This window comes from Cyclobacterium roseum, from assembly GCF_010119225.1.
GTDB lineage: Bacteria > Bacteroidota > Bacteroidia > Cytophagales > Cyclobacteriaceae > Cyclobacterium > Cyclobacterium roseum.
The window spans coordinates 40,708-62,267 of the sequence record NZ_WNKF01000005.1 but is presented as its reverse complement, the minus strand read 5'-3'; the positions used below and the strand labels follow the sequence as shown (position 1 = coordinate 62,267).

Here is a 21,560-nt window from a genome sequence, read left to right as displayed (position 1 = left end):
TTCCTGGTTATTTCCAATATTCCTTGTTCATCAGGGCTATGTGGCGAATAGAGATTCCTTGCGGGCACTCCACCTCACAGGCACCGGTATTGCTACAGGCGCCAAAGCCGAGCTGGTCCATGGCTTTTACCATGTTTTGCGTTCGTTTTTTGTGCTCGATTTTCCCCTGAGGCAATTGAAACAAGTGGCTGATTTTTGCAGCGGTGAACAGGGCGGCACTTCCGTTTTTGCAGGAGGCGACACAAGCACCACATCCAATGCAGGAAGCCGCATCAAAGGCACTTTCCACCTCGTCACTGCTGATGCGGGTTTGATTGGCTTCCGGAGCTTGGCCGGTTGATACCGAAATGTATCCGCCGGAGGCAATGATTTTGTCCAGTGCCTGCCGGTCGATACGAAGGTCTTTTTTAATAGGGAAAGCGGATGCGCGGAAAGGTTCTATATAGATCGTCTGCCCGTCTTTGAAGGAACGCATGTGCAATTGGCAGGTGCTGGTTTGGTCCAGGGGTCCGTGCGCTCTTCCGTTAATAAATAGGCTGCATTGCCCACAGATTCCTTCCCGGCAATCATAGTCAAAAGAAACCGGATTTTCTCCTCTGAGAATTAACGTTTCGTTTAATTGATCCAACATTTCCAGAAAGGATGTGTCTGCCGAGATGTCTTTTACCTCATAATCAACCAATTTCCCCTCGGCGGATGGGCTTTCCTGTCTCCAGATTTTTAATTTAAACTTCATTATTTGTAGCTTCTTTCAGTGGGTTCTGTAAACTCAAAATGTAGCGGTTCTTTGATAAGGACCGGATTTGGATTCCCAGGTTTCCAGCAGGATATAAAGGCATATTCCCGATCATTTCGCTTTGCTTCCCCATCCGGGGTCTGGAACTCTTCCCTGAAATGGGCCCCACAGGATTCTTGCCTGCTCAATGCATCAATACACATTAGTTCGCCAATTTCCAGGTAATCAGCCACCCGGCCCGCTTTTTCCAGTTCTTCGTTGATACCGTTTTGGTTAGGAGGAATTTTTAAATTCTGGTAAAATTCCTGCCTAAGGCTGCGGATGGCTTCGATTGCGGCCGTAAGGCCCTTTTCGGTCCGGGAAAGCCCGCATTTGTCGTAGAGAATTTTCCCCAGTTCCCGGTGAAAGTGATCCACTGTTTTGCTGCCGTTTATTTGGCATAGTTCACTGAGTTGCTTTCTCACCTTGTTTTCACTTTCTTCGAAGGCAGGGGTATTCGTTTCCGGTTTTTCACTTTTTACTAGCTGTGCCAGGTAATGGGGCAGGGTTTGCGGTAAAATGTAGTAACCATCCACACAAGCCTGAAGCAGGGAATTGGCGCCAAGACGATTGGCTCCGTGGTCTGAAAAATTAGCTTCTCCGATAACATACAAACCGGAAATGCTGGAACTGAGCTCATAGTCTACCCAAAGACCCCCCATGGAAAAATGGGCCGCAGGCGAAATCATCATGGGCTGCTCGTAGGCATTAATACCGGTTATTTTTTCGTACATGCTGAAAAGGTTGCCGTATTTTTTTACTATGGTCTCTTTTCCCTGATTGGCAATGGCATCCTTGAAATCCAGGAAAACGGCATTTTTTAACGGGCCCACCCCATGGCCAGCATCAATGCGCTCCTTGGCAGCCCTGGATGCAATATCTCGTGGAGCCAGGTTTCCGAAAGAAGGATATCTTCGCTCCAGGTAATAATCCCGGTCTTCTTCGGGAATATCCACGGGTTTTCGATCTTCATTTTTAACCCGCGGGGTCCAAATCCTCCCATCGTTTCGGAGGGATTCGGACATGAGCGTGAGTTTGGACTGATGATTTCCGGATTGAGGCAGGCAGGTTGGATGGATCTGCGTCCAACTGGGGCAGGAAGCCCAGGCTCCTTTTTTATGGGCACGCCAAATAGCCGATCCATTACAACCCATGGCCAGGGTAGACAAATAATAAATTTTCCCAAAACCGCCGGTGGCCAACACCACTGCATGAGCCGCATGCCGGCTGATCTCTCCCGTATCCAGATTTCTTACCAAAATTCCTTTGGCGGTACCATTTTCCGTCACCAAATCCAACATCTCGTGCCGGCTGTAACAAGTAACCTTGCCCAAGTGAACCTGACGCATCATGGCCTGATAGGCTCCCAGGAGTAATTGCTGTCCGGTCTGTCCTCTGGCGTAGAACGTCCGGCTAACCTGCACTCCCCCAAAGGATCGGTTGCTGAGATACCCACTGTATTCCCTGGCAAAAGGCACTCCCTGTGCTACTGCCTGGTCAATGAGCGAGGCAGAGCATTCGGCCAGGCGATAGACATTTGCTTCCCGGGCTCGAAAATCCCCACCTTTCAAGGTATCGTAAAACATCCTGAAAACACTGTCACCGTCGTTTTTGTAATTTTTCATGGCATTTACACCACCCTGGGCCGCTACCGAATGGGCCCTTCTGGGGGAATCCTGAAAACAAAAAGTAGTTACCTGGTAACCAAGTTCCGCCAGCGAAGCGGCTGCCGAAGCTCCGGAAAGTCCGGTGCCTACCACCAAAATCCGGTAGTTTTTCCGGTTATTGGGGCTTACCAAACGTGCCTGGGTTTTGAAATTACTCCATTTATCCTTTAAGTCTCCTTCCGGAATTTTAGGTAATGGGGTCGTTGCGGTGTCTGTGCTGAAATACATGAAAATTTATTTACGGCTGTAATAGGTTAATAATACTAAATTATATCCATTGTTCCCAATGTAAGTGCCAGGCGAATGCATTTAGTGACGCTCCGGCTACTGTAACTCCTGTCACAGATTAAACGAATTTTCCTTACTAATTTTACCTTGTATAATTAAATCCAAGTTTTCTAAAAAATAAACTCCTCTTGGTATGTTTGAGTTTATGTATGCGAAGCTTGGATTCCCTTGCGGTTTACTGTTTTGTGAAGCGAGTTTTTTCTGCTGCTGAAGGAAAGGTTTCAAACTTGACAAAACAAAACGTTGTTATGATAAGCAGTAAAAATGGAAAAATACATTAAAATAATAGCCGATGCTTACTATGGATATTTCACCTACTTATTGGATGAAATCATGTATCCTTCCTGGAATAATTATTTCTGGTGGTTGGTAGGTCTTTCCCTGGCAGTGTGGCTGCTGGAGCTGGTTTTTCCCTGGAGAAAAAGTCAACCGGCACTGCGGAAAGATTTCTGGCTGGATGGCTTTTACATGTTTTTCAACTTTTTCCTTTTTTCGTTGATTGCCTACAATGCCATTTCCAATGTGGCCGTGGAGGCTTTCAACGATTTTCTTGGCTTATTTGGGATTACCAACCTGGTAGCTATTGAGGTCAGCTCCTGGCCGAGGTGGGCACAATTTGGCTTGTTATTCATCGTGGCTGATTTCATTCAATGGAACGTTCACCGCATGTTGCATCGGGTTCCAGCACTTTGGGAATTTCACAAAGTACACCATTCCGTAGAGCAAATGGGATTTGCAGCCCACCTGAGGTTTCACTGGATGGAAACCATTCTCTATAAAAGTGTCCAGTACATTCCCCTGGCCATGATTGGGTTTGGCTTGACAGAGTTCTTTCTGGTGCATATTTTCACCACGGCCATTGGCCATCTAAATCATGCCAACCTCCGAGTAACCTATGGACCTTTGAAATACTTGCTAAATAACCCCATTATGCACATCTGGCATCATGCCAAAACCCTTCCAAAAGGATCTTATGGGGTTAATTACGGACTGACCTTAAGTATTTGGGATTATTTATTTGGCACCGCATACATACCTCACGAGGGAAGGGATATCCCCTTAGGCTTTGATGGTATGGAAAAATTCCCAAAAACATTTTGGGAACAAATTACCTATCCCTACAAGAAAAAAAGGTGATTTTTTTGGCTATCTTTCAGCCTGTCTAACCTTATGTTCGGATGAAATACCTATTGATTAGTAGCACAGCACTTTTTCTTATCCTAGGCGACCTAAAAGCTCAGATTGGGGCAGAAGCTCCGGAAAAGCCGGGATATCGACTCGTTTGGGCAGATGATTTTACAGGAGAAAGCGTACCGGATCACCGCTTTTGGTCGTTTGAACATGGTTTTGAACGGAATGAGGAGCTACAGTGGTACCAGCCTGATAATGCCCGTTTGGAAAAGGGTTTGTTACTTATCGAGGGAAGACGGGAGCGGGTAAGAAACCCGGGTTTTGAAGAAGGAAGTCGGGACTGGAAAAAGAACCGGCCTTATGCGCAATACACCTCTTCCAGTATTCATACCCGGGGAAAGTTTTCCTTTCAGTACGGACTTATGGAAGTAAGGGCAAAAATAGATACAGCCTCCGGACTTTGGCCAGCTATCTGGACCCTGGGCGTGGAAGGACCCTGGCCGGCAAACGGAGAAATCGACGTGATGGAATATTACCTGGCAGATGGAGAACCCACTATCCTGGCCAATGCAGCCTGGGCCCATCCGGAAAAGCGGGCTGCTTGGGATGAAGCCAAAATTCCACTATCTGACCTTTTAAAACAAGATCCGGAATGGCCTGATAAATTTCATATCTGGAGGTTGGACTGGACGGCCGAATACCTGAAAATTTACCTGGATGACGCGTTGATCAATGAGGTCGATCTTACGACCGCGGTAAATCCGGATGGAACGAACCCTTTTCACCAGCCACATTATTTATTGCTAAATCTAGCTATTGGTAGTAATGGGGGGAATCCGGAGTCCACGGCCTTTCCAGTTACCTATCAGGTGGATTATGTAAGGGTATATCAGAAAGAATAAATCGTATTTCAGGTTACATAAGTGTTCACCAAAATGAACCTGGAAGGTATTTTCCGGTAGCTATAATTTTGCGTGTTTGGCCTTTTATTGACTGAGGTGATTTTTTTGGTAGTGGCTTAATAACAAATCGCCCCCAAAGTCATTTTGAAGGTCCCGGACGACGGTATGTACGTGATTGGCATCATTCTGAATGTTATCGTATTCGATCAGCAAATCTGCGCCTTGTATTCGGTAGTAATGAGGCTCTCCTACCGCATTGATTTCACTTCCTGCCCAGGCAAATGCGAAATCCGCCCAACCTTGCTCTTGGATCCGATCCTGTAACAGTCCCTGGTAAGCGGGTGTAAATCTGGAAAGGTAAAGCGTCACCAGTTCCTGAAATAGTTGCTGCTGGTCTGGGTTTAGTGCGGAATAGGGGATGCCCAAAGGCTGCAAAAGGGAGGCCCGGCGATCATTGGATGTGAGGATATCATAAGGGACTTTTTCCGAAAAAACAGCAGTGCTTTTTTGCGTTTCATCCAGGGAATGTACCATGGCAAATCCCATGTTGGTTTCGTTTGCCAATACCTGTCGATTCTTTTCCGGGCCAGAGAGCACCAACGCCGGATTGGAGCCCATAAAGGAAGGTGTGGACGAGACAAGCGTTTGCCTGTCAGAGGAAAAATTAAGCGACAGATGATGGCCTTCCAGGCGCCAGCCCCATTCCTTTGCCCCTCCGGGATCTCCAAAAACGCTGAAATGGTAATTTAACGGATCCCGGTAGGCGTCATCGGGAGGCCGGTTTTCTACCTCCCGAAGTATATTTTCAAGCGCAAAAATGGCCTCTGTTCTTTCTATTCCCGGTTCACCCAGGGATGCCCGCATCAGCGTCAGTGCTGCTGCTTTCTGTTGCTCATTAAAATCGTGAAAAGTAGGCCCTTTTCGTTCTCTGGGGACAAAATGCCAATTGAATCGTTCGGTATGGTCAAAGGGAAAACAGGCTTGCTTTTTAAGATCGGCATCCAGGCTTTCGATAAATTGCTTGGCTAGCGGGGCCAGATTCTGGGCAGTACTTTGCAAGGCAGACCCCAAGAGGGCAAACAGAAAAAGGGAGATTTTTAGTAGGTTATTCATCAGGGTTGGGTTAACTAATGGTAAGAGTAGAGGATTATTTCCAATCAGTCGCTGGTATTCCAGTAAATTTTAAGGTTACGGGTAGCTCTCCCGGAGGCAATGATGTCCGGTTTTCCATCCCCATTGAGGTCGGCTACTTTCAGATCTTCACAAGCCATCCCGTTTTTATCCACCCAGTGTTCTCGCCAGGAATTATCAGCTAAAGTGTAAAATAGCTTTATACCCATTTCTCCTGAATCGTTGGGTTCCCTCCATCCGATGACAATCTGGTCTTTTCCCTGCTCCAATAAATCGCCAGTAGCCAGGCCGTGCCCTTGATTCATATCAGCGGTCAGCACCTGCCGATTCAGGTTTTCTCGGGAGAAGGTATTTCCCTTCGGAAGGTAGGCAGTGAGCGTTGGCCCGTGAAAGGGTTCAACCCCTGTCAGGAACCGGTCTCCCGAAGCCGTTTTTCCCACACGGATTTCTCCGAAACCATGATCATTGACCAACCAGGCACCGTTGGGATGAATTTCCCATTGATCGTTCGAAAAACGAAATGCTTTCACTCCTTCTTTACCTCCGATGTATAAGGATTCTCCCTGATTTTCATGGGGTACAATCTCCAGGTTGTGGGTGATGTGCATGGATTGGTCGATTACCCAATGGCTCCAGTCCCTTCCTTTCGTATCTTGCATTTCGTAGCCGATTACCTTTACTCCTGCGCCTTCACCACCGGAGTTTCCACGACCATGAAGGGGTAGCATAATCAAGTGGAACAGGCCGTCTTTGGCCTTTATCCAGCGCATGCGGTGTACCGTCGGTTCATGGGGAAGTTTCACTGGTTCCCACTTTTGAGTGGGATCTTCAGGGCGGATCAGGTAATGTACCGATCCGGATTGGCTTTCATCGCTGGTTTCGCCGGGGTTCCATTGGGCACCCACAGCCACCTCCACCTGCCCGTCTCCATTGATGTCTCTGGCTGCAATGCATACATTATCCCGTTGGGTAAGGTTCTCCACCATGACAAACCGCTTCCAGTCTCCGTTTCTATACCAGACGAATTGCTTTTTATCCGCCAATAAAATATCCGGTTTGCCATCTCCGTCTACATCCCCGATGGCCAGGCCATAGCCTATTTCGACTTGTTCGTCCAGTACCTGGGTTTCAAAGGAGGGATTTGGATCGTTATTGAAGGCACTTATTACTGCCAGGGTGAAGAGCCAATGTATCATGCTGTTTGGTTTGGGTTTATGTTTGAATAAATTTAACCAAAAAATTGATAAATGGCTACCTGTTTGATGGTAAGAAGATTAAATTACTGGCTGACCGGATTTCTGATACAATTTTATTGCTTCGGGAATATCCACTTTCCCTCCAAGAATTTCAAAGATTTGTCGGCCGTCGATGGCAGGGTCCAGCATGTGTACCAAAACCGCAGCCACATCCTCTCTGGAAATCTCTCCTTTTTCATTAAACACTGACGAAACCTTTATTTTTCCGGTGTAGGGGCCGTTCGTTAGTTTTCCCGGGCGAACGATGGCAAAGGGCAGGGAAGAAGATTTCAAATATTCGTCCGCTTCTTTTTTTGCCAGTAAGTAGTGCTGCATGGACTCATCAGCTTTTTCGGCATTTTCAGCCCCTCTGGAGCTTAACATTACGAATTTTTTTACTTGCTGCTGAATCGCCAGGTCTACGCTTTTGATCGCACCGATTTTGTCCACCAACTGGGTTTTATCTTTCCCGGTTTTCGATCCGGAACCGGCAGCAAAAATAACCCTGTCAATACCTTTAAACGCTTCACTAAAATCCTTTTCCAAATCTCCCAAAACGGTTTTTACACCTATATTTTCAAAATAGTCTTTTTGGGAGCTATCCCGTATCATCGCGACCGGAGAATAGCTGGGGTGAGAGACCAACCTTTTTGCTATCAAGCGTCCAGTCGAGCCATTGGCTCCAATAATCAATACTTTTTCCATATCTTCAGTAGTTATTTGTTTTCCAAATTTTGACCAAAAATTGTTCCAAGTATGGCAGGGCTTCAAATCTCCTGGTGATTTTCCTGTCCCATCCTTCAGAAATCAGGATGGGTAAAGTTTATTCAAAATCTCCTGTATGATTTCGCGCATGGCCGGTTCTGCTTTGGCTGCAGCGCGTAACACATCCTCTAACTTAATTTTTTTAATATTTCCAGGGGTTCCCAGGTCGGTTATTGCCGACAGGGCAAAAACCCTCATACCGGAATGAACGGCTACCTGCACTTCCGGAACAGTACTCATCCCCACCGCATCAGCCCCAATGATCCGAAGGTAGCGGTATTCTGCAGGGGTTTCCAGATTGGGTCCCTGTACACCGACATACACTCCTTGGTGAATGGGAATGGCTTTTTCCCGGGCAATTTCTAACGCCCATTCGATAAACGTTGGAAAGTAGGCCTGACTCATATCCGGAAACCTGTCACCGAATTGCCCCAGGTTGGGTCCACGAAGGGGGTTTTCCGGGAATAAATCAATATGATCTTGAATAAGCAGGATATCTCCTCTTGCTTGGAATTTTACACGACAGCCATTTTCTACGATGAAAAAGCCCGAGCCATACAGAGCCTTTCGCAGCATCAGCTTGGCGGAACGGTACGGAATTCCACTGACAATGCTAACAGATTAACGACTGCCAACTATACAGCCTCCGGGGAAACCAATTGGTTTACTGTAAATGGGATGCTGATCGATGGAAACGGAAACCTCACCAAATTGGTAAGGCGCAACCAGATGACCGCATCCACCTATGGTGGGGTGGATAACCTTACCTACACCTATCAGACCAACAGCAACCGACTATCCCAAGTGCTTAATTCACATTTATCTGCAACATTCACTTCCAAGGACTTTAAAGAACGGAGTGGCACTGCCTATACCTATGATGCTAACGGTAGCCTATCCGGTAACCTCGACAAACAAATCAATACCATAAGCTACAACCACCTTAACCTACCCGATACGGTTACCTTTGCAGGGACCACAGGTAAGATTGTATTCGGCTATGATGCAGCGGGTAATAAACTGACACAAAAATTATATACCAATACGACCTTGACCAAAACCCATGCCTATATCGGTGAAACAGTTTATGTGGATGGGTCACTGGATTACCTTATGCATGAAGAGGGTAGGGTGGCTTATGAACTGTGTACTTACCAATACGAATACCATGTAAAAGACCACCTGGGCAATGTCCGTCAGGTACCCACCTAGGTGTAGTTTGAAACTACACCTTTTTATCCTTGGAATTTGTAATTCCAGTTTACAACAATTATTTTCAATTATGGGCGAAGCTTACCGGATAAGAGATCAGGAAATGCCCTATTTCTTCACCTTCCAAGTGGTTGGATGGGCAGATGTGTTTTCAAGAAAAATGTATAGGGATTTTATCTTGGAAAATCTGACTTATTGTAGAAATGAGAAGGGGCTTTTTTTGTTTGGTTATGTCATCATGACCAATCACCTTCACTTGATTGCTCAACAAAAAGATGGAAAATTATCAGACTGGGTACGGGATTTCAAAAAGTTTACAAGCAAGAAATTGCTCAAAATGATACTGGAAAATCCACAGGAAAGCAGAAAGGAATGGTTGAAGATGATTTTTGCTTATCATGCTAAGTATAATAACAGATCTGGAGAAATGCAATTTTGGACACATGAAAACCATGCCATTGAACTTTATCGAACTGAGATGATCGAAAGTAGAATGAATTATATTCATGCGAATCCGGTAAGGGCGGGAATCGTGGAAAAACCTGAAGACTACATGTGTTCAAGCGCTAGAAATTATGCGGGACTAGATGGTTTGATTGAGGTGGATTATTGGTAATCACGTCCATTTCCAATTGCAAATTGAAAAGGATAGAAGGGTGTAGTTGCAAACTACACCCAGATGGGGATGTATACGTTCCTAAGCGATCTGCGATATCTATTGCCTAACCTCGAAAATGAACTATGGTTAAGCGATGGAGTAAGTGGGAACCGAATCCGTAAGGTTACTAAGGTGCGCCTTGGAATACTATGGACCGGGTCCATACCAATAATTGTTGCTGACTTATTACTTCCGCCATCAAATTTGTGGAAAAGATCGATTCACTGGACCAAACCAATGACGCACCGAAGTTATGGGCTATTTTTTCACATGCATCCGAATTGACAGTCTGAGATTTACCAAGGAACTACGGCATAATAGGAGGTCACTGACTGTGATGATTTATTCCGTTCCTCCTTGTGCTTAGTGAAAAACTCCCCCGCGCATCATTCATTTAGCCCTCCAGTGCCATAGTCGGTAAGTACATTATGAAAATATCAGAACCCACCGAGATGCTTTACAACCAAGGGAAATCCGCAATGACGGACTACCATCTTATTGCCGCCATCGCCAACATTCCGGTAGACAAAGCCATGTTCTGGCTGATAAAAGACTGGTAGAATTGGCCAGGTTGGAATTGGAAACAATGCCGAAGTCCAAACACAACAGTACGTAGCAAGACCAGTAGGGGAGGTCTCGGAGCCTTTGAGTGAGACGGTGAGGTTTTAGAATAAATTTAAATTTTTAATTTCATTTTTGGAGATTTGAAGGAAATGGTTTTGATGGAAATATTCTAAATTACCAGTCCAGCAAGCAGTTTAATTTCTAGTCAAAGGTTTCCTAAACCTCATCCTAAACGGTAAACACAATGTATTCCAATGTCACTACTAAAAGTTTTTAATAGAAATTGATATGGCTTTACCGATTAATGTATTGGATCTTATCAATGGACGGGCGGTAGAATCTGAACGCATCGAATACAAGAAAGGCTGGAACCCCGGACCCATTTACCGCTCCATCTGTGCTTTTGCCAATGACTTCGATGATATTGGTGGAGGCTACATTATTGTGGGTATTGCCGAAGAAAACGGTAGGCCCGTTCTTCCCCCACAAGGGTTGAGTGAAGAAGATTTTGATGGCATTCAAAAAGAAATGATTCAGTTGAATAATCTGATCAACCCTGCCTATCACCCCAAAATCAGTATTGAAGAAATTCAGGGAAAGAAAATTTTGGTCATTTGGGCCTTTGGGGGAGATAACAGACCTTATGAAGTGCCGGATGAAATAAAGGCCAAAGACAAAAAGTACCATTATTACGTACGTTATGGATCCAGCTCTATCAAAGTATCTAAAAACCAAAAAGAAGAGTTAATTTCTTTGAGTGGAAAAACGCCCTTTGATGACCGGGCCAATTCCCAGGTGAGTCTCGATGAAATCTCGTTGACCTTGGTTCGGGATTACCTGAGAAAGGTAAGTAGTAAGCTACTGGAAAACATGGATGCTTTAACCAAAGAGCAGCTGCTTTCCCAGATGCAATTGCTATACGGGCCACCGGAAAGAAGGCATCCCCGAAATGTGGCCTTGATGATGTTTACGGAAAATCCGGAAAAATACTTTCCCTACAGCCGGGTTGAAATCGTTCATTTCCCAAATGGAGAAGCTGCCGATGAATTTATGGAGGCACCCCATATATCCGGGCCAGTGGATCATATGATCAATAGGACACTTGAATACTTGAAAATTAATGTGCTCCAACAAAAAACCGTCAAGGTAAAAGGTCAGGCGGAATCCATCAGGGTTTGGAATTACCCCTACCAGGCCCTGGAAGAAATCATTGCCAATGCACTATATCACCGGGACTATCAAACAAGGGAACCGGTTGAAATACGGATTTATCAGGAAAAGATCAGAGTCATCAATTACGGAGGGCCTGACAGAAGCATCAAGTTGACGGAATTTAAAAAAGGCAAGGTAATCCCAAGGCGTTACAGAAACCGAAGACTGGGTGATTTTCTAAAAGAGCTCGATCTCACCGAAGGAAAAGCTACGGGGATACCCACCATTATCAAAGCATTGGAGGAGAATGGCTCCCCAAAGGCAGTGTTTGAAACAGATGACGATCGATCATTTTTTCATGTCGCTATTCCTATTCATTCCAAATTTTTGACTTCAACTAAAGTTCGGATATCGAAAACCAAAGTTCGGAAGAAAATCATGCTGAGTTCGGAAGAAATTAAACGTGAACTTGGGGAATCAGCCTTTAAAATCCTGCTTTCCATGAGAGCTAATCCAAAAGTTACAGCTGCTGAGATAGCACTGGAAATTGGAATATCAAGTCGGGCGGTAGAGAAGAACATTGCTAAAATGCGTGAAAAAGGCTATTTGGAGCGTGAAGGAGCCACAAAAAAAGGTACTTGGATAGTATTCTTAACCTGGGACGAATGAATATATTTAGGATGGTTCCGTCAAAATAAGGAAGAAACTTTGGTTCGGAAGAAACGAACGGCAAAGTACGAAGGGATTAGTGAAAAAGTTCGGAGAGAGGTTCGGAGAAAAGTTCGGAGAGCTAGGTGAAAGATCTCTAATCCCGAAGTTCTGGAATGGACCAAAGTTGTAGAAAATAATCTATCCACGCCCAATTAACTTTACCGAAGTTTTTTTGAATGTGGAAAAATCCGTTCATAATTTCAACTTCATCTTCACGAGTTCAACACCGTGGAGGTCTCGGGGATTTTTGGAAGATAAATTATTTTTGATAGGGATAATTTTTTGGATTATTTATGAAATTGATAGTGACAAAAAATGGTCAATCAATACCGGTTCTGGATCATTTGATCTTTACAGATGCTTCCTACCTCAGTTTTGCAGATGAAGGCCTAATATAGGTCTTCATTTTAATTGGTGAATGGGAATTTAATTCGAAAGAATTCCTATTCACTTTATTCTAAATTTCACCCTGCTCGGTTAAGGACTTAAATTTACCTTCAATTCCTTATTCCTTAAATATTTTCCCTTTTTAACAAATTATAAATTAAATAAGTATTCATTTGTTATTTAACGCCAGTTCCCCTATTTAACTTCCGCATTACAGGTTTTGGCGTTAAGAATTCCGGACAGTGCGTTGGGAAGAACAGAGGCATGTTTGACGAGGGGTTTGGATGAAATTTAAATCTTTTACGTCGTCATTTAAAAACCCCGAGGAGTTTGCCTCTGTGTGGGTGGTGTCCGGAATTTAGCCAAAAAATGCACAGCGGCGGGGTTTTTTGGTTACTTTTTTGATCCCGATTCGCTTCGCTGCTCGCGACAGGCTCTGCAGCAAAAAAGTGACAGGGGAATTATATGGTGGAAGCCAAATGAGATAGAACCAGGGATATTATCTCTACGCTATTGACCGTAACGTTGGTGGTGATCAAAAAAAATGGACAAGGAAGGTTGTATTTCGTATATTGTGATTGAAACAGATTAGGACTCATGAAGAAGACGCAATTATTAGAAACTATTCAAGGTATGCCTGAGGAGTTTTCTGTAGATGAATTAATGGAAAGATTAATGATTTTGCAGAAAATTGAAGAAGGCCAACACCAAATACAGGCAGGACAATTCTATACGGAGGAAGAAGCTAAAAAGAAATTGGAAAAATGGTTAAAATAATATGGGCGGAACGGGCCATAGATGATTTAACCAGTATTGCAGAATATAGCAACAAATTTTCTGAAAAATATGCATCTTTTATTGTCTCAAAACTCTTCGATAAAGTGGAAATCTTGAAGAAGATGCCGAAGATCGGAAGGAAAGTGCCTGAAAAGAATGAACAAATATTCGGGAATTGATTGAAGGCAATTACAGAATCATCTATGAACTTCGAGGTGAAGACAGAATAGAAATACTAATGTCCGCCATTTTGAACTCGGCCTGGCTTCGTATTGAAAAGGCATGCTAACCAAACATACCTTGACAAATAAACTGCCCAGTATTCATTCGTGATTTCTAGGCGGAAAACCCATTTTTAGCTATGGGAGCGGCTTACCAAATAAGTGCTCAGGAAAAGCGCTGCTTTTTTAACGTTGCAAGGGCGGGGGCGACGGTCGGGAATGCAGGAAAGACGATCAGGAAGGGTACAGGCGATTCAGTAGACCGGATAGGATTTTCCGCATACCTGGCTCTGCTTTGGCTGCAGCACCTAAGACATCCTCTATGTTAATTTTTTTAATATTCCCTGGCGTTCCCAAGTCGGTTATTGCCGACAGCGCAAAAACCTTCATTCCGCAATGAACCGCTACCAGTACCTCTGGAACGGTGCTCATCCCCACCGCATCAGCCCCGATGGTCCGGAGGTAGCGGTACTCGGCCGGTGTTTCCAGATTGGGCCCCTGCACGCCTGCATAGGTGCCCCGATGCAGCCGGATTCCATTCGCTTGCGCGATCTCCAGGGCCCATTCAATCAATCGGGGACAGTAGGGCGCGCTCATGTCCGGAAACCGGTCCCCAAATTCGTCCAGATTTGGTCCACGAAGGGGGTTTTCCGGAAACAGGTCAATATGGTCGTCAATAAGGAGCAGGTCGCCCACTTTTTGGGCCGGATTCAATCCGCCGGAAGCATTGGAAATAAGAAGATTGAGAATGCCCAGTTGTCGTAAGATGCGAATGGGAAATGTAACCTCTTTCATGGAATACCCTTCGTAATAATGGAACCTGCCTTTCATCACAAGGATGGTTTTGGTGCCCCATTTCCCGACTATTAATTTCCCATGGTGAGAGGTGACGGTAGAAACCGGAAAATAGGGGATATCCTCGTAAGGAATTTCGGTTATTATTTCGATATCATTGGCCAGGCTTCCCAGACCGGTCCCAATGATGATTGCGGTTTCAGGTTTGTCGTTTAGAAAAGGGGAAAGGAAATTCACCGCATGGGTGATTTTTTCGGTGTAAGTGATTTCTGGTTCTTTACGCATGATGGATGGAACAAGCAATTAATGACTGAAGGAAACCCAAACCGGTTACCAACCAAATATAATAATTCGGAAACTTTATGGGGTCCTTGTTTGTATTTATGTAACTTAAATCAATACTATATGATCAAAATTATAGTAAGCACCAACAGGAAGAACGCTGTTTCGGCGAAAATGGCCGAGTTATACCAGGACATACTGAATCAGAATGGTGCGGAGAGCGAAATTATTAACCTAACCGAATTACCAGACGATTTTGTGTTTACCGCGCTTTATGAGAACAATGGCAAAAACAAAGCGTACAACAACATTCATAACCGAGTTAAAAGCGGGCAGAAATACGTTTTCATTGTCCCGGAATACAACGGCTCCTTTCCGGGGATTTTGAAGTCTTTTATAGACGGGATGACCTATCCAAATAGCTTCAGATCTAAGAAATGCGCCCTGGTAGGAATTTCCTCAGGTATCGGAGGTGGCAGCATTGGGCTAAGCCACCTGACCGATATTTTCAATTACCTGGGAATGCATGTGCTGGCTAATAAAATCAAATTGGCCAAAATTGAAGAAAACATGACCGAAGGCCAGCTCTCAAATAAATTATACATCAGCCTGCTACAAGAGCAGGCCCGATTGCTGATTGATTTTTAACCTTAATCAACGTTGTCGTGTAAGAAACGATTATTGCTAATGATCTCGTTGTCGTCATTGAGGTTAAACTTGGAAAGGCTTCTTTCGGAGCTATGTTGTACCTCGTGAAGTTTGATGTTTTTCCTTTGGTAGGCCGGTACCTCCAGTTTTTCCTTAAACTCTTCCGGAGTCTGGTTGATTGAACGCATTTGACGTAACTTTTCAAACCGGTCATGGGCTCGTTTCAGAGCCTTTTCCTTGATTTGCTCAAAATAGTCGTTTTGATAAATATTGGTTTCCTCTTTTTCGTTCGCTCTTTCATTGGTTCCCGCTTTTTCGGGAGTATCAAATAAGGTCAATACCTTTTTTTGTTGCGGAGCCGGTTCCCGGGAAACATATTCAAATTCTTCAGCCTCATCTTCCCGTTCTTTCTTTGCGGGCTTTGATTGGGCTGCGTTCTGGGAATTGGATTCATTGGTTGGGTTTCGCTCCTCGTTGGTTTCTTCCTCCGGCGAGGGTTGAGGGGGTTGTTTGACAGTGAAATTCACATTTTGCCCTGCACTTGCCTCCTCGTCTACTTTCGACGTTTTGCCAGACTCTAAATGGATCACTTTTTTGGACAGGTCCTCTTCCTTTTTCTTTTGCTGCATGAAATTTTTATCAGCTAAAGAATCGGTTTCAAATCCAGTGGCAATGACCGTCACCCGAATGGCTTTTTTCAGATCCGGATCGATACCCTGGCCGAAAATAACATCCGCCATGTCTCCGGCCCGGTCCTGAATGTATTCGGTGATTTCCACCAATTCATCCATGGAAAGCTCTTCGTCTTCCCCGGACATAATGGAAAGGAGGATTTTTTCGGCTCCTTTGATATCCACATTGTTAAGCAAAGGAGAAGATATGGCTTTCTCTGCGGCTTTGATGGCACGGTCTTCCCCTTCCTCCATGGCAGAACCCATTACGGCTGCACCGGCATCTTTCATGACGGTTTTGACATCTTCAAAATCGACGTTTACGTCCTGGGTTTCGGTGATGATTTCTGCGATAGACTTGGCAGCCGTACTCAGGATATTATCGGCTTTGCCAAAAGCCTGACGGATGGGTAGGTTGCCGTAAATCTCCCGGAGCTTATCGTTGAGAATGACCAGTACGGTGTCGCAATTTTCCCGAAGGGATTCGATGCCCGCTTGGGCTGAAAAGGTTTTTTTCCTTCCCTCAAATACAAAAGGAGCGGTGACGATGCCCACCGTAAGGATATCCATGTCCTTAGCGATTTTTGCAATTACAGGAGCCGCACCCGTCCCGGTACCCCCGCCCATCCCGGCGGTGATGAAGACCATTTTGGTGTTGTCTTCCAGTAATTTACGAATCTCTTCTTTGCTTTCCAGAGCCGCATTCTTCCCTTTCTCGGGGTTGGCACCGGCTCCCAGTCCCTCGGTGAGATGAGCACCGATTTGTAACTTTAGCGGCACGGGACTGCTTTTGAGGGCCTGGGAATCCGTATTGACGACAACGAATTCCACATCTTTTATGCCTTGGTTGAACATGTGGTTTACGGCATTGGAACCACCTCCTCCTACACCAATGACCTTGATGATCGATCGGTGATTTTTTTGAATATCAAATGAATAGTCTTTCATGATGTATGCTTTTTCCGCCTTGGGCGAGTGTTTGCGCTATGGTTAATTAATAATGTTCGTTTTCATCGCTGATATCATCGGTGATGAAGTTTTTTAATTTTTTGGTAATGGAACCAAAGATATCCCTTCCCATTTGGTCCGATCGGTAGCCTTTTCTGGCTGGCATGTTGCCGCTGGTTTCCTTCAGTCGGTAAGTATCCTCCCGGTCATCCAGGGCTTTGAAGCCCGCCAATACCAAGCCTACGGTAGTGGCATACATGGGGCTTTTTACGTCCTCTATTTTGGATTTGCCCAAATGTTCATTGGGATAGCCTATCCGTGTATCCAGCCCGGTCAAGTATTCAAATAAAGGACCAACGCCGTGCAGCAGCGATCCGCCGCCGGTCAGGACGATTCCCCCGGCCAGTTTTTTGTAAACCCCGCTGGTGGCAATCTCAGATTGTACCATTTCAACGATCTCTTCCATACGGGCTTGAATAATGGAAGCCAGGTTTTTAACGGAGATCTCTTTAGGAGGCCGATTTCGCAAGCCAGGAATGGATACGATTTCATTGGGATTGGCTTCTTCAGCGATCGCTTTTCCGAATTTGGTTTTCAACAGTTCTGCCTGATGTTGCATGACCATGCAGCCCTCCTTGATATCAGCCGTGATGATGTTGCCACCAAAGGGAATGACTGCCGTATGCCGGATGATATTTTCGTAAAAGATGGCCACATCGGTGGTACCGCCTCCGATATCTACCAGGCATACGCCAGCCTCTTTGTCTAAATCACTGAGCACGGAAAGGGAGCTGGCCAAAGGCTCCAGGATCAGGGCTTTGGATAGAAGGCTGGCCCGTTTGACACAGCGATCGATGTTGTTTATCGCTGCTGATTGGGCCGTGATGATGTGGAAATCGGCTTCCAGCCTGGCCCCGGACATGCCTACTGGATCGCGAATACCTTCTTCATAGTCTACGGTATAGTCCTGAGGCATTACGTGAATGATGCTGTTTCCGGGAGGAACGACGATGTTTTCCATATCGTTGGCCAGTCGACGGACATCTTCTACGGTGATTTCATCATCTTTGGGATTTCGGATGATGACACCATGGTGAATTGCGCTTCTGATATGTTGTCCCGCGATGCCCACAATCACCTCTCCAATGTCAACATTCGACATTTCGGAGGCTTCATTGACCGCTTTGGTGATGGCATTGACGGTTTTGTCGATATTCGTGACGATGCCTCGGATCACGCCATCGGATACCGCCTTTCCCATACCTAAAACCTCCAGTTTCCCATATTCGTTTTTGCGTCCGATAATCGCGCAGATTTTCGTCGTACCTATATCCAGTCCTACAATGAGTTTTTCGTTTTCCATAGCGCTAACAGTTATTCACAAATGATTTGATCCTTATATTTTACATTTACCCGATCATAGGTATTCCATCCTTTCTCGGGAAGAATTCTCTTATAATAGGTTTTTATTTTTCTAAATTTCAGCTCAATATCCTCTGGTTTCCCAAATTCAATGACCTGCTTTCCTACCTGCTGGTGCAGGTTGATGTCCCCATTCCCCAGTAATTCCAGGGAGCTGATCTGAGCGGCCCAAAAAGGATCCTGACTGATAAACTGAATGAGTGCCAGTAAGCTGGATTCTTGCTCCGACAAATCATCCAGCTTCAATAAACGCTCAGCCCTTGGCCCGGTAAGGATGAGCACCCTGCTGGTATAGTTGGCAGAGGTGGGCAATATTTTTCCTTTGGTGCTGATATAGCCATCGGCAGCCTTGGGCCTCACAATTCTTGCCATCGGAACGTGCTGACTCACTTTTACCATAATTTTCCCTTTCAAATCCCTGAACACCTCGGCTTCTCTGACAAAGGGATGGGCTTCTACTTTTTTCTCCATTTCATTAATGGAAACCTCACTTAAAGCGGCCTTCTTTTCCAGGCCGGGAAAGGCATTGGTTAACAAGCTGGCGACCTCTTTTTCGTCCACAAAATAAACATCACTCACCCCTTCCACGTAAACTTCCAATCCCGCGATCGTATGTGACCCGGCTTTGTGCTCTATAAAGGCAATAAACCCAGAGAGTACCAGTCCCACCAAAATCAGGAGGATGGGTTTTTTTATTTTTCTATCTCTAAGCTTTGTCATCTGCTATCCATTTTGCTATAGGTTCTACCAAACGATCTATATCACCCGCCCCAATGGTTACCAATACTTCGGGAGGCTGCTGCTTTAGGTAGGGCAGAAGGGCTTCTTTCGACAGTACCTGCTTTTTCGAACTGGTTATTTCAGGCAGCAACATGGCTGCCGTCACGCCTTCAATAGGCAATTCCCTGGCTGGATAAATGTCCAGCAGGATGACCTCATCGGCCAGCGAAAGGCTTTCGGAAAACCCGGCTGCAAAATCCCTGGTTCGGGTAAATAAATGTGGCTGAAATACTGCGGTCAGCTTTTTTGAAGGATACATCGCCTTGACAGAAGTTAAAAAGGACCTGATTTCCTCCGGATGGTGGGCATAATCATCGATGTAGGTGATGGTATCACTTGAATGAATGCATTCAAACCTTCTTTTTACGCCTTTGTAGGTGGCAATTCCTTCTTTAATGGCTTCTTTTGACAAGCCAAAATACCGGGCAACGGCTATGGCAGCGACCGCATTTTCAATGTTATGAAAACCCGGTACCCGTAATTTCAGGCCTTCAATCCGGTCATCCCCGGAAACGTAATCAAATGAAAAAGCCACGGTGCCGGCCTGGATATTTTCCGCTCGGACCGTTCCGGCATCCAGGCCGTAGGTGCTGACAGCGACGTTTCCAAAATCTTTTCCCTTAATTTTTTCATAGGCTCCATGATGGATAAACAGGTGTCCATCCGGGCTTGTCAGGCCTATAAAGGCTAAGAATCCGTCCAGAAATTGATCCGGATCTCCATAAATGTCCAAATGATCGGGATCGATACTCGTCACAATGCTCACATTTGGGTGAAGTTGCAGAAAGGAGCGGTCGAATTCGTCGGCTTCCACCACTACCAGAGGCGCTTCCTTGCTCCCTTCGTCGTGGAGGATCAGGTTGCTCTGGTAGTTTTGGGTGAGTCCTCCCAGGAAAGCAGCGGTATTTCTACCGGCATTCTTGAGTAGGTGCGCAATCATGGAAGAGGTGGTGGTTTTACCATGGGTGCCTGCTACAGCCACCGTTTCCATGGATTTTGTAATCAGACCCAGTGCGGCCGATCGTTTCATCAAGGGATAGGCTTGCCCTTCGAAATACCGAAAAAGTTGGCTACTCTGCGGAACGGCAGGGGTCCAGATTACCAGTTTGTTTTCGGTAGAGGAGCTAAATTCGTTGGGGATCTGACTGCTGTCATCGGCATAGCTGATTTGCATGCCTTCCCCTTCCAGGGACTCTGTGAGGGGAGAAGGGGTCTTGTCATATCCATAGACAGGTACCCCGATGTGATTAAACCAGCGGGCGATCGCACTCATTCCGATCCCTCCGATGCCAAGAAAATAGACGCTATGTAGGTTATTTAAGTTCATTGTACCAGGGTTTCCATTACGTGAACGATTTCCGTTGCTGCATTTGGCTTCGAAAGCTTTTTTATGCCCTGCGACAGGGCCTGCTGTTTTTCCGGGTTTTGTAGCAAGGAATGTACCATCGGTTCCAGGTTTTGAATGGCTTCGCTATCTTTGAGTAATAGGGCAGCATCCTGGGAAACAAAGGCCATGGCGTTTTTGGTTTGATGGTCCTCGGCCACATTGGGTGAAGGAATAAAGATGACGGGTTTGCCCACAAGGCTCAACTCGGAGACGGAAAGCGCCCCGGATCGGGATATAACCATGTCTGCTGCGGCATAGGCAAAATCCATTTCTTTGATAAATTCCTTGGGGAGAATAGCGCTCAAACCGGAGTCCGTTACTTTTTTGACCACATTATCGTAATAATAGGTGCCCGTTTGCCAGAGCACCTGGTATCCGTTGGCTTCAAAACCGGCCATACTCGCCAGCAGCGCCTCATTAATGGTACGTGCCCCTAGACTTCCTCCAATAGAGAGAATCACCGGTTTTGCAGGATCCAGGCCAAAATGCTGCCAACTTTTTTCTTTCTTGCCCTCCAGGCTCAAAATATCCTTTCTTACTGGATTTCCCGTATAGTGGATCTTTCCTGCGGGGAAATAGCGATCCATTTCAGGATAGGCCACGCAAATGGCAGCTGCTTTCCTGGCCAGCAACTTATTGGTCAGTCCTGCATAGCTATTTTGCTCCTGGATCAGGGTGGGTATTCCTTTTGACTGAGCGGCGAAAAGCACCGGGCCACTGGCATATCCGCCAACACCCACCACCAAATGGGGTTTGAAGTTTTTGATGAGTTTTCGGGCTTTTTGCAGGCTGTCCAAGACCTTAAAGGGAAAGCTCAGGTTTTCAAGGGTGAACCTTCGCTGTAATCCAGCAATAGGTAAGCCTTCTATGGGATACCCTGCTTCCGGGACTTTTTGCATTTCCATTTTGTTTTCGGCACCCACGAATAATACCTCGCTCTCCGGATAGCTTTCATTCCAGGCTTTAGCAATGGCTATAGCGGGGTATATATGGCCTCCTGTGCCTCCCCCGCTTATGATGATTCGATATGTCTCGGTGCTGTTTTTCAAAA

21 protein-coding genes are annotated in these 21,560 nt (G+C 45.5%); 9 read left to right on the top strand and 12 right to left on the bottom strand.

What is annotated here, in order from left to right; translation table 11 throughout:
- Positions 1 to 7 precede the first annotated feature (7 nt).
- Both GJQ68_RS08920 and GJQ68_RS08915 read right to left on the bottom strand, forming a co-directional pair.
- Positions 8 to 736 (bottom strand): succinate dehydrogenase/fumarate reductase iron-sulfur subunit, encoded by a 729-nt coding sequence (locus GJQ68_RS08920; protein ID WP_162416963.1) that lies wholly within the window; start codon positions 734 to 736, stop codon positions 8 to 10.
- Positions 736 to 2,670, bottom strand: a complete 1,935-nt coding sequence (locus GJQ68_RS08915) for a fumarate reductase/succinate dehydrogenase flavoprotein subunit (protein ID WP_162416962.1) — start codon at positions 2,668 to 2,670, stop codon at positions 736 to 738. Before GJQ68_RS08915 ends, GJQ68_RS08920 begins: the two co-directional genes overlap by 1 nt.
- A gap of 324 nt (positions 2,671 to 2,994) precedes the next feature.
- Here GJQ68_RS08915 and GJQ68_RS08910 point away from each other — a divergent pair, with 324 nt between their 5' ends.
- Both GJQ68_RS08910 and GJQ68_RS08905 read left to right on the top strand, forming a co-directional pair.
- The gene (locus tag GJQ68_RS08910) at positions 2,995 to 3,867 is read left to right on the top strand and encodes a sterol desaturase family protein (RefSeq protein WP_162416961.1); all 873 of its coding nucleotides are present in this window, start codon (positions 2,995 to 2,997) and stop codon (positions 3,865 to 3,867) included.
- Positions 3,868 to 3,908: 41 nt separating this feature from the next.
- Complete coding sequence (locus GJQ68_RS08905) at positions 3,909 to 4,763, top strand: glycoside hydrolase family 16 protein (protein WP_162416960.1); 855 nt, start codon at positions 3,909 to 3,911, stop codon at positions 4,761 to 4,763.
- An 84-nt stretch (positions 4,764 to 4,847) separates the two neighbouring features.
- Here the strand turns inward: GJQ68_RS08905 and GJQ68_RS08900 are convergent, their stop codons facing one another.
- The 4 genes from GJQ68_RS08900 to GJQ68_RS08885 all read right to left on the bottom strand — a co-directional run bounded on the left by GJQ68_RS08900 (position 4,848) and on the right by GJQ68_RS08885 (position 8,470).
- Positions 4,848 to 5,876, bottom strand: coding sequence for a DUF3500 domain-containing protein (locus GJQ68_RS08900; RefSeq protein ID WP_162416959.1), 1,029 nt, complete (start codon positions 5,874 to 5,876; stop codon positions 4,848 to 4,850).
- Between the two features lie 44 nt (positions 5,877 to 5,920).
- On the bottom strand, positions 5,921 to 7,090 hold the full coding sequence (locus GJQ68_RS08895) for an FG-GAP repeat domain-containing protein (protein WP_162416958.1): 1,170 nt from the start codon (positions 7,088 to 7,090) through the stop codon (positions 5,921 to 5,923).
- Positions 7,091 to 7,168: 78 nt separating this feature from the next.
- Positions 7,169 to 7,834: an SDR family oxidoreductase gene (locus tag GJQ68_RS08890; RefSeq protein WP_162416957.1), complete on the bottom strand. Its 666-nt coding sequence runs from the start codon at positions 7,832 to 7,834 to the stop codon at positions 7,169 to 7,171.
- A gap of 102 nt (positions 7,835 to 7,936) precedes the next feature.
- Positions 7,937 to 8,470, bottom strand: coding sequence for a purine-nucleoside phosphorylase (locus tag GJQ68_RS08885; RefSeq protein WP_162416956.1), 534 nt, complete (start codon positions 8,468 to 8,470; stop codon positions 7,937 to 7,939).
- Between GJQ68_RS08885 and GJQ68_RS08880 the strand changes: the two genes are divergently transcribed.
- The 6 genes from GJQ68_RS08880 to GJQ68_RS23660 all read left to right on the top strand — a co-directional run bounded on the left by GJQ68_RS08880 (position 8,375) and on the right by GJQ68_RS23660 (position 13,534).
- A complete protein-coding gene (locus GJQ68_RS08880; RefSeq protein WP_162416917.1) occupies positions 8,375 to 9,106 on the top strand; it encodes a hypothetical protein in 732 nt (243 codons plus the stop codon). The genes GJQ68_RS08885 and GJQ68_RS08880 overlap by 96 nt on opposite strands.
- A gap of 70 nt (positions 9,107 to 9,176) precedes the next feature.
- Positions 9,177 to 9,722, top strand: coding sequence for an REP-associated tyrosine transposase (locus GJQ68_RS08875; RefSeq protein WP_162416955.1), 546 nt, complete (start codon positions 9,177 to 9,179; stop codon positions 9,720 to 9,722).
- Positions 9,723 to 10,192: 470 nt separating this feature from the next.
- On the top strand, positions 10,193 to 10,324 hold the full coding sequence (locus GJQ68_RS23525; protein WP_262888106.1) for a hypothetical protein: 132 nt from the start codon (positions 10,193 to 10,195) through the stop codon (positions 10,322 to 10,324).
- A gap of 292 nt (positions 10,325 to 10,616) precedes the next feature.
- Positions 10,617 to 12,149: an RNA-binding domain-containing protein gene (locus GJQ68_RS08870; protein ID WP_162416954.1), complete on the top strand. Its 1,533-nt coding sequence runs from the start codon at positions 10,617 to 10,619 to the stop codon at positions 12,147 to 12,149.
- A gap of 1,026 nt (positions 12,150 to 13,175) precedes the next feature.
- Positions 13,176 to 13,355, top strand: a complete 180-nt coding sequence (locus GJQ68_RS08865; RefSeq protein WP_162416953.1) for a hypothetical protein — start codon at positions 13,176 to 13,178, stop codon at positions 13,353 to 13,355.
- Positions 13,343 to 13,534, top strand: coding sequence for a type II toxin-antitoxin system RelE/ParE family toxin (locus tag GJQ68_RS23660; protein ID WP_162416952.1), 192 nt, complete (start codon positions 13,343 to 13,345; stop codon positions 13,532 to 13,534). Before GJQ68_RS08865 ends, GJQ68_RS23660 begins: the two co-directional genes overlap by 13 nt.
- A gap of 276 nt (positions 13,535 to 13,810) precedes the next feature.
- Here the strand turns inward: GJQ68_RS23660 and GJQ68_RS08855 are convergent, their stop codons facing one another.
- Positions 13,811 to 14,656, bottom strand: a complete 846-nt coding sequence (locus GJQ68_RS08855) for a purine-nucleoside phosphorylase (protein ID WP_162416951.1) — start codon at positions 14,654 to 14,656, stop codon at positions 13,811 to 13,813.
- Positions 14,657 to 14,776: 120 nt separating this feature from the next.
- On the opposite strand from GJQ68_RS08855, the gene GJQ68_RS08850 reads away from it, so the two are divergent.
- Positions 14,777 to 15,301, top strand: coding sequence for an NADPH-dependent FMN reductase (locus GJQ68_RS08850; protein ID WP_162416950.1), 525 nt, complete (start codon positions 14,777 to 14,779; stop codon positions 15,299 to 15,301).
- Between the two features lie 2 nt (positions 15,302 to 15,303).
- Here the strand turns inward: GJQ68_RS08850 and ftsZ are convergent, their stop codons facing one another.
- Genes ftsZ through murG form a run of 5 tightly spaced genes read right to left on the bottom strand, consistent with a single transcriptional unit; the run spans position 15,304 to position 21,558 of the window.
- A complete protein-coding gene (ftsZ, locus tag GJQ68_RS08845) occupies positions 15,304 to 16,920 on the bottom strand; it encodes a cell division protein FtsZ (RefSeq protein WP_162416949.1) in 1,617 nt (538 codons plus the stop codon).
- 46 nt (positions 16,921 to 16,966) lie between these two features.
- Positions 16,967 to 18,283, bottom strand: a complete 1,317-nt coding sequence (gene ftsA / locus GJQ68_RS08840) for a cell division protein FtsA (protein ID WP_162342266.1) — start codon at positions 18,281 to 18,283, stop codon at positions 16,967 to 16,969.
- An 11-nt stretch (positions 18,284 to 18,294) separates the two neighbouring features.
- Positions 18,295 to 19,062 carry a cell division protein FtsQ/DivIB gene (locus GJQ68_RS08835; protein ID WP_162416948.1) on the bottom strand — a complete coding sequence of 256 codons (768 nt, stop codon included), beginning with the start codon at positions 19,060 to 19,062 and terminating at the stop codon, positions 18,295 to 18,297.
- Complete coding sequence (gene murC / locus GJQ68_RS08830) at positions 19,049 to 20,449, bottom strand: UDP-N-acetylmuramate--L-alanine ligase (protein ID WP_162416947.1); 1,401 nt, start codon at positions 20,447 to 20,449, stop codon at positions 19,049 to 19,051. Before murC ends, GJQ68_RS08835 begins: the two co-directional genes overlap by 14 nt.
- Positions 20,446 to 21,558, bottom strand: a complete 1,113-nt coding sequence (gene murG, locus GJQ68_RS08825) for an undecaprenyldiphospho-muramoylpentapeptide beta-N-acetylglucosaminyltransferase (RefSeq protein ID WP_235941245.1) — start codon at positions 21,556 to 21,558, stop codon at positions 20,446 to 20,448. The genes murC and murG overlap by 4 nt, the downstream gene beginning before the upstream one ends.
- Between the last annotated feature and the right edge of the window lie 2 nt (positions 21,559 to 21,560).

Coding starts and splice junctions, on each gene's coding strand:
- GJQ68_RS08920 (WP_162416963.1), bottom strand. CDS start 736: ATGAAGTTTAAATTAAAAATCTGGAGACAGGAAAGCCCATCCGCCGAG.
- GJQ68_RS08915 (WP_162416962.1), bottom strand. CDS start 2,670: ATGTATTTCAGCACAGACACCGCAACGACCCCATTACCTAAAATTCCG.
- GJQ68_RS08910 (WP_162416961.1), top strand. CDS start 2,995: ATGGAAAAATACATTAAAATAATAGCCGATGCTTACTATGGATATTTC.
- GJQ68_RS08905 (WP_162416960.1), top strand. CDS start 3,909: ATGAAATACCTATTGATTAGTAGCACAGCACTTTTTCTTATCCTAGGC.
- GJQ68_RS08900 (WP_162416959.1), bottom strand. CDS start 5,876: ATGAATAACCTACTAAAAATCTCCCTTTTTCTGTTTGCCCTCTTGGGG.
- GJQ68_RS08895 (WP_162416958.1), bottom strand. CDS start 7,090: ATGATACATTGGCTCTTCACCCTGGCAGTAATAAGTGCCTTCAATAAC.
- GJQ68_RS08890 (WP_162416957.1), bottom strand. CDS start 7,834: ATGGAAAAAGTATTGATTATTGGAGCCAATGGCTCGACTGGACGCTTG.
- GJQ68_RS08885 (WP_162416956.1), bottom strand. CDS start 8,470: ATGCTGCGAAAGGCTCTGTATGGCTCGGGCTTTTTCATCGTAGAAAAT.
- GJQ68_RS08875 (WP_162416955.1), top strand. CDS start 9,177: ATGGGCGAAGCTTACCGGATAAGAGATCAGGAAATGCCCTATTTCTTC.
- GJQ68_RS23525 (WP_262888106.1), top strand. CDS start 10,193: ATGAAAATATCAGAACCCACCGAGATGCTTTACAACCAAGGGAAATCC.
- GJQ68_RS08870 (WP_162416954.1), top strand. CDS start 10,617: ATGGCTTTACCGATTAATGTATTGGATCTTATCAATGGACGGGCGGTA.
- GJQ68_RS08865 (WP_162416953.1), top strand. CDS start 13,176: ATGAAGAAGACGCAATTATTAGAAACTATTCAAGGTATGCCTGAGGAG.
- GJQ68_RS23660 (WP_162416952.1), top strand. CDS start 13,343: ATGGTTAAAATAATATGGGCGGAACGGGCCATAGATGATTTAACCAGT.
- GJQ68_RS08855 (WP_162416951.1), bottom strand. CDS start 14,656: ATGCGTAAAGAACCAGAAATCACTTACACCGAAAAAATCACCCATGCG.
- GJQ68_RS08850 (WP_162416950.1), top strand. CDS start 14,777: ATGATCAAAATTATAGTAAGCACCAACAGGAAGAACGCTGTTTCGGCG.
- ftsZ (WP_162416949.1), bottom strand. CDS start 16,920: ATGAAAGACTATTCATTTGATATTCAAAAAAATCACCGATCGATCATC.
- ftsA (WP_162342266.1), bottom strand. CDS start 18,283: ATGGAAAACGAAAAACTCATTGTAGGACTGGATATAGGTACGACGAAA.
- GJQ68_RS08835 (WP_162416948.1), bottom strand. CDS start 19,062: ATGACAAAGCTTAGAGATAGAAAAATAAAAAAACCCATCCTCCTGATT.
- murC (WP_162416947.1), bottom strand. CDS start 20,449: ATGAACTTAAATAACCTACATAGCGTCTATTTTCTTGGCATCGGAGGG.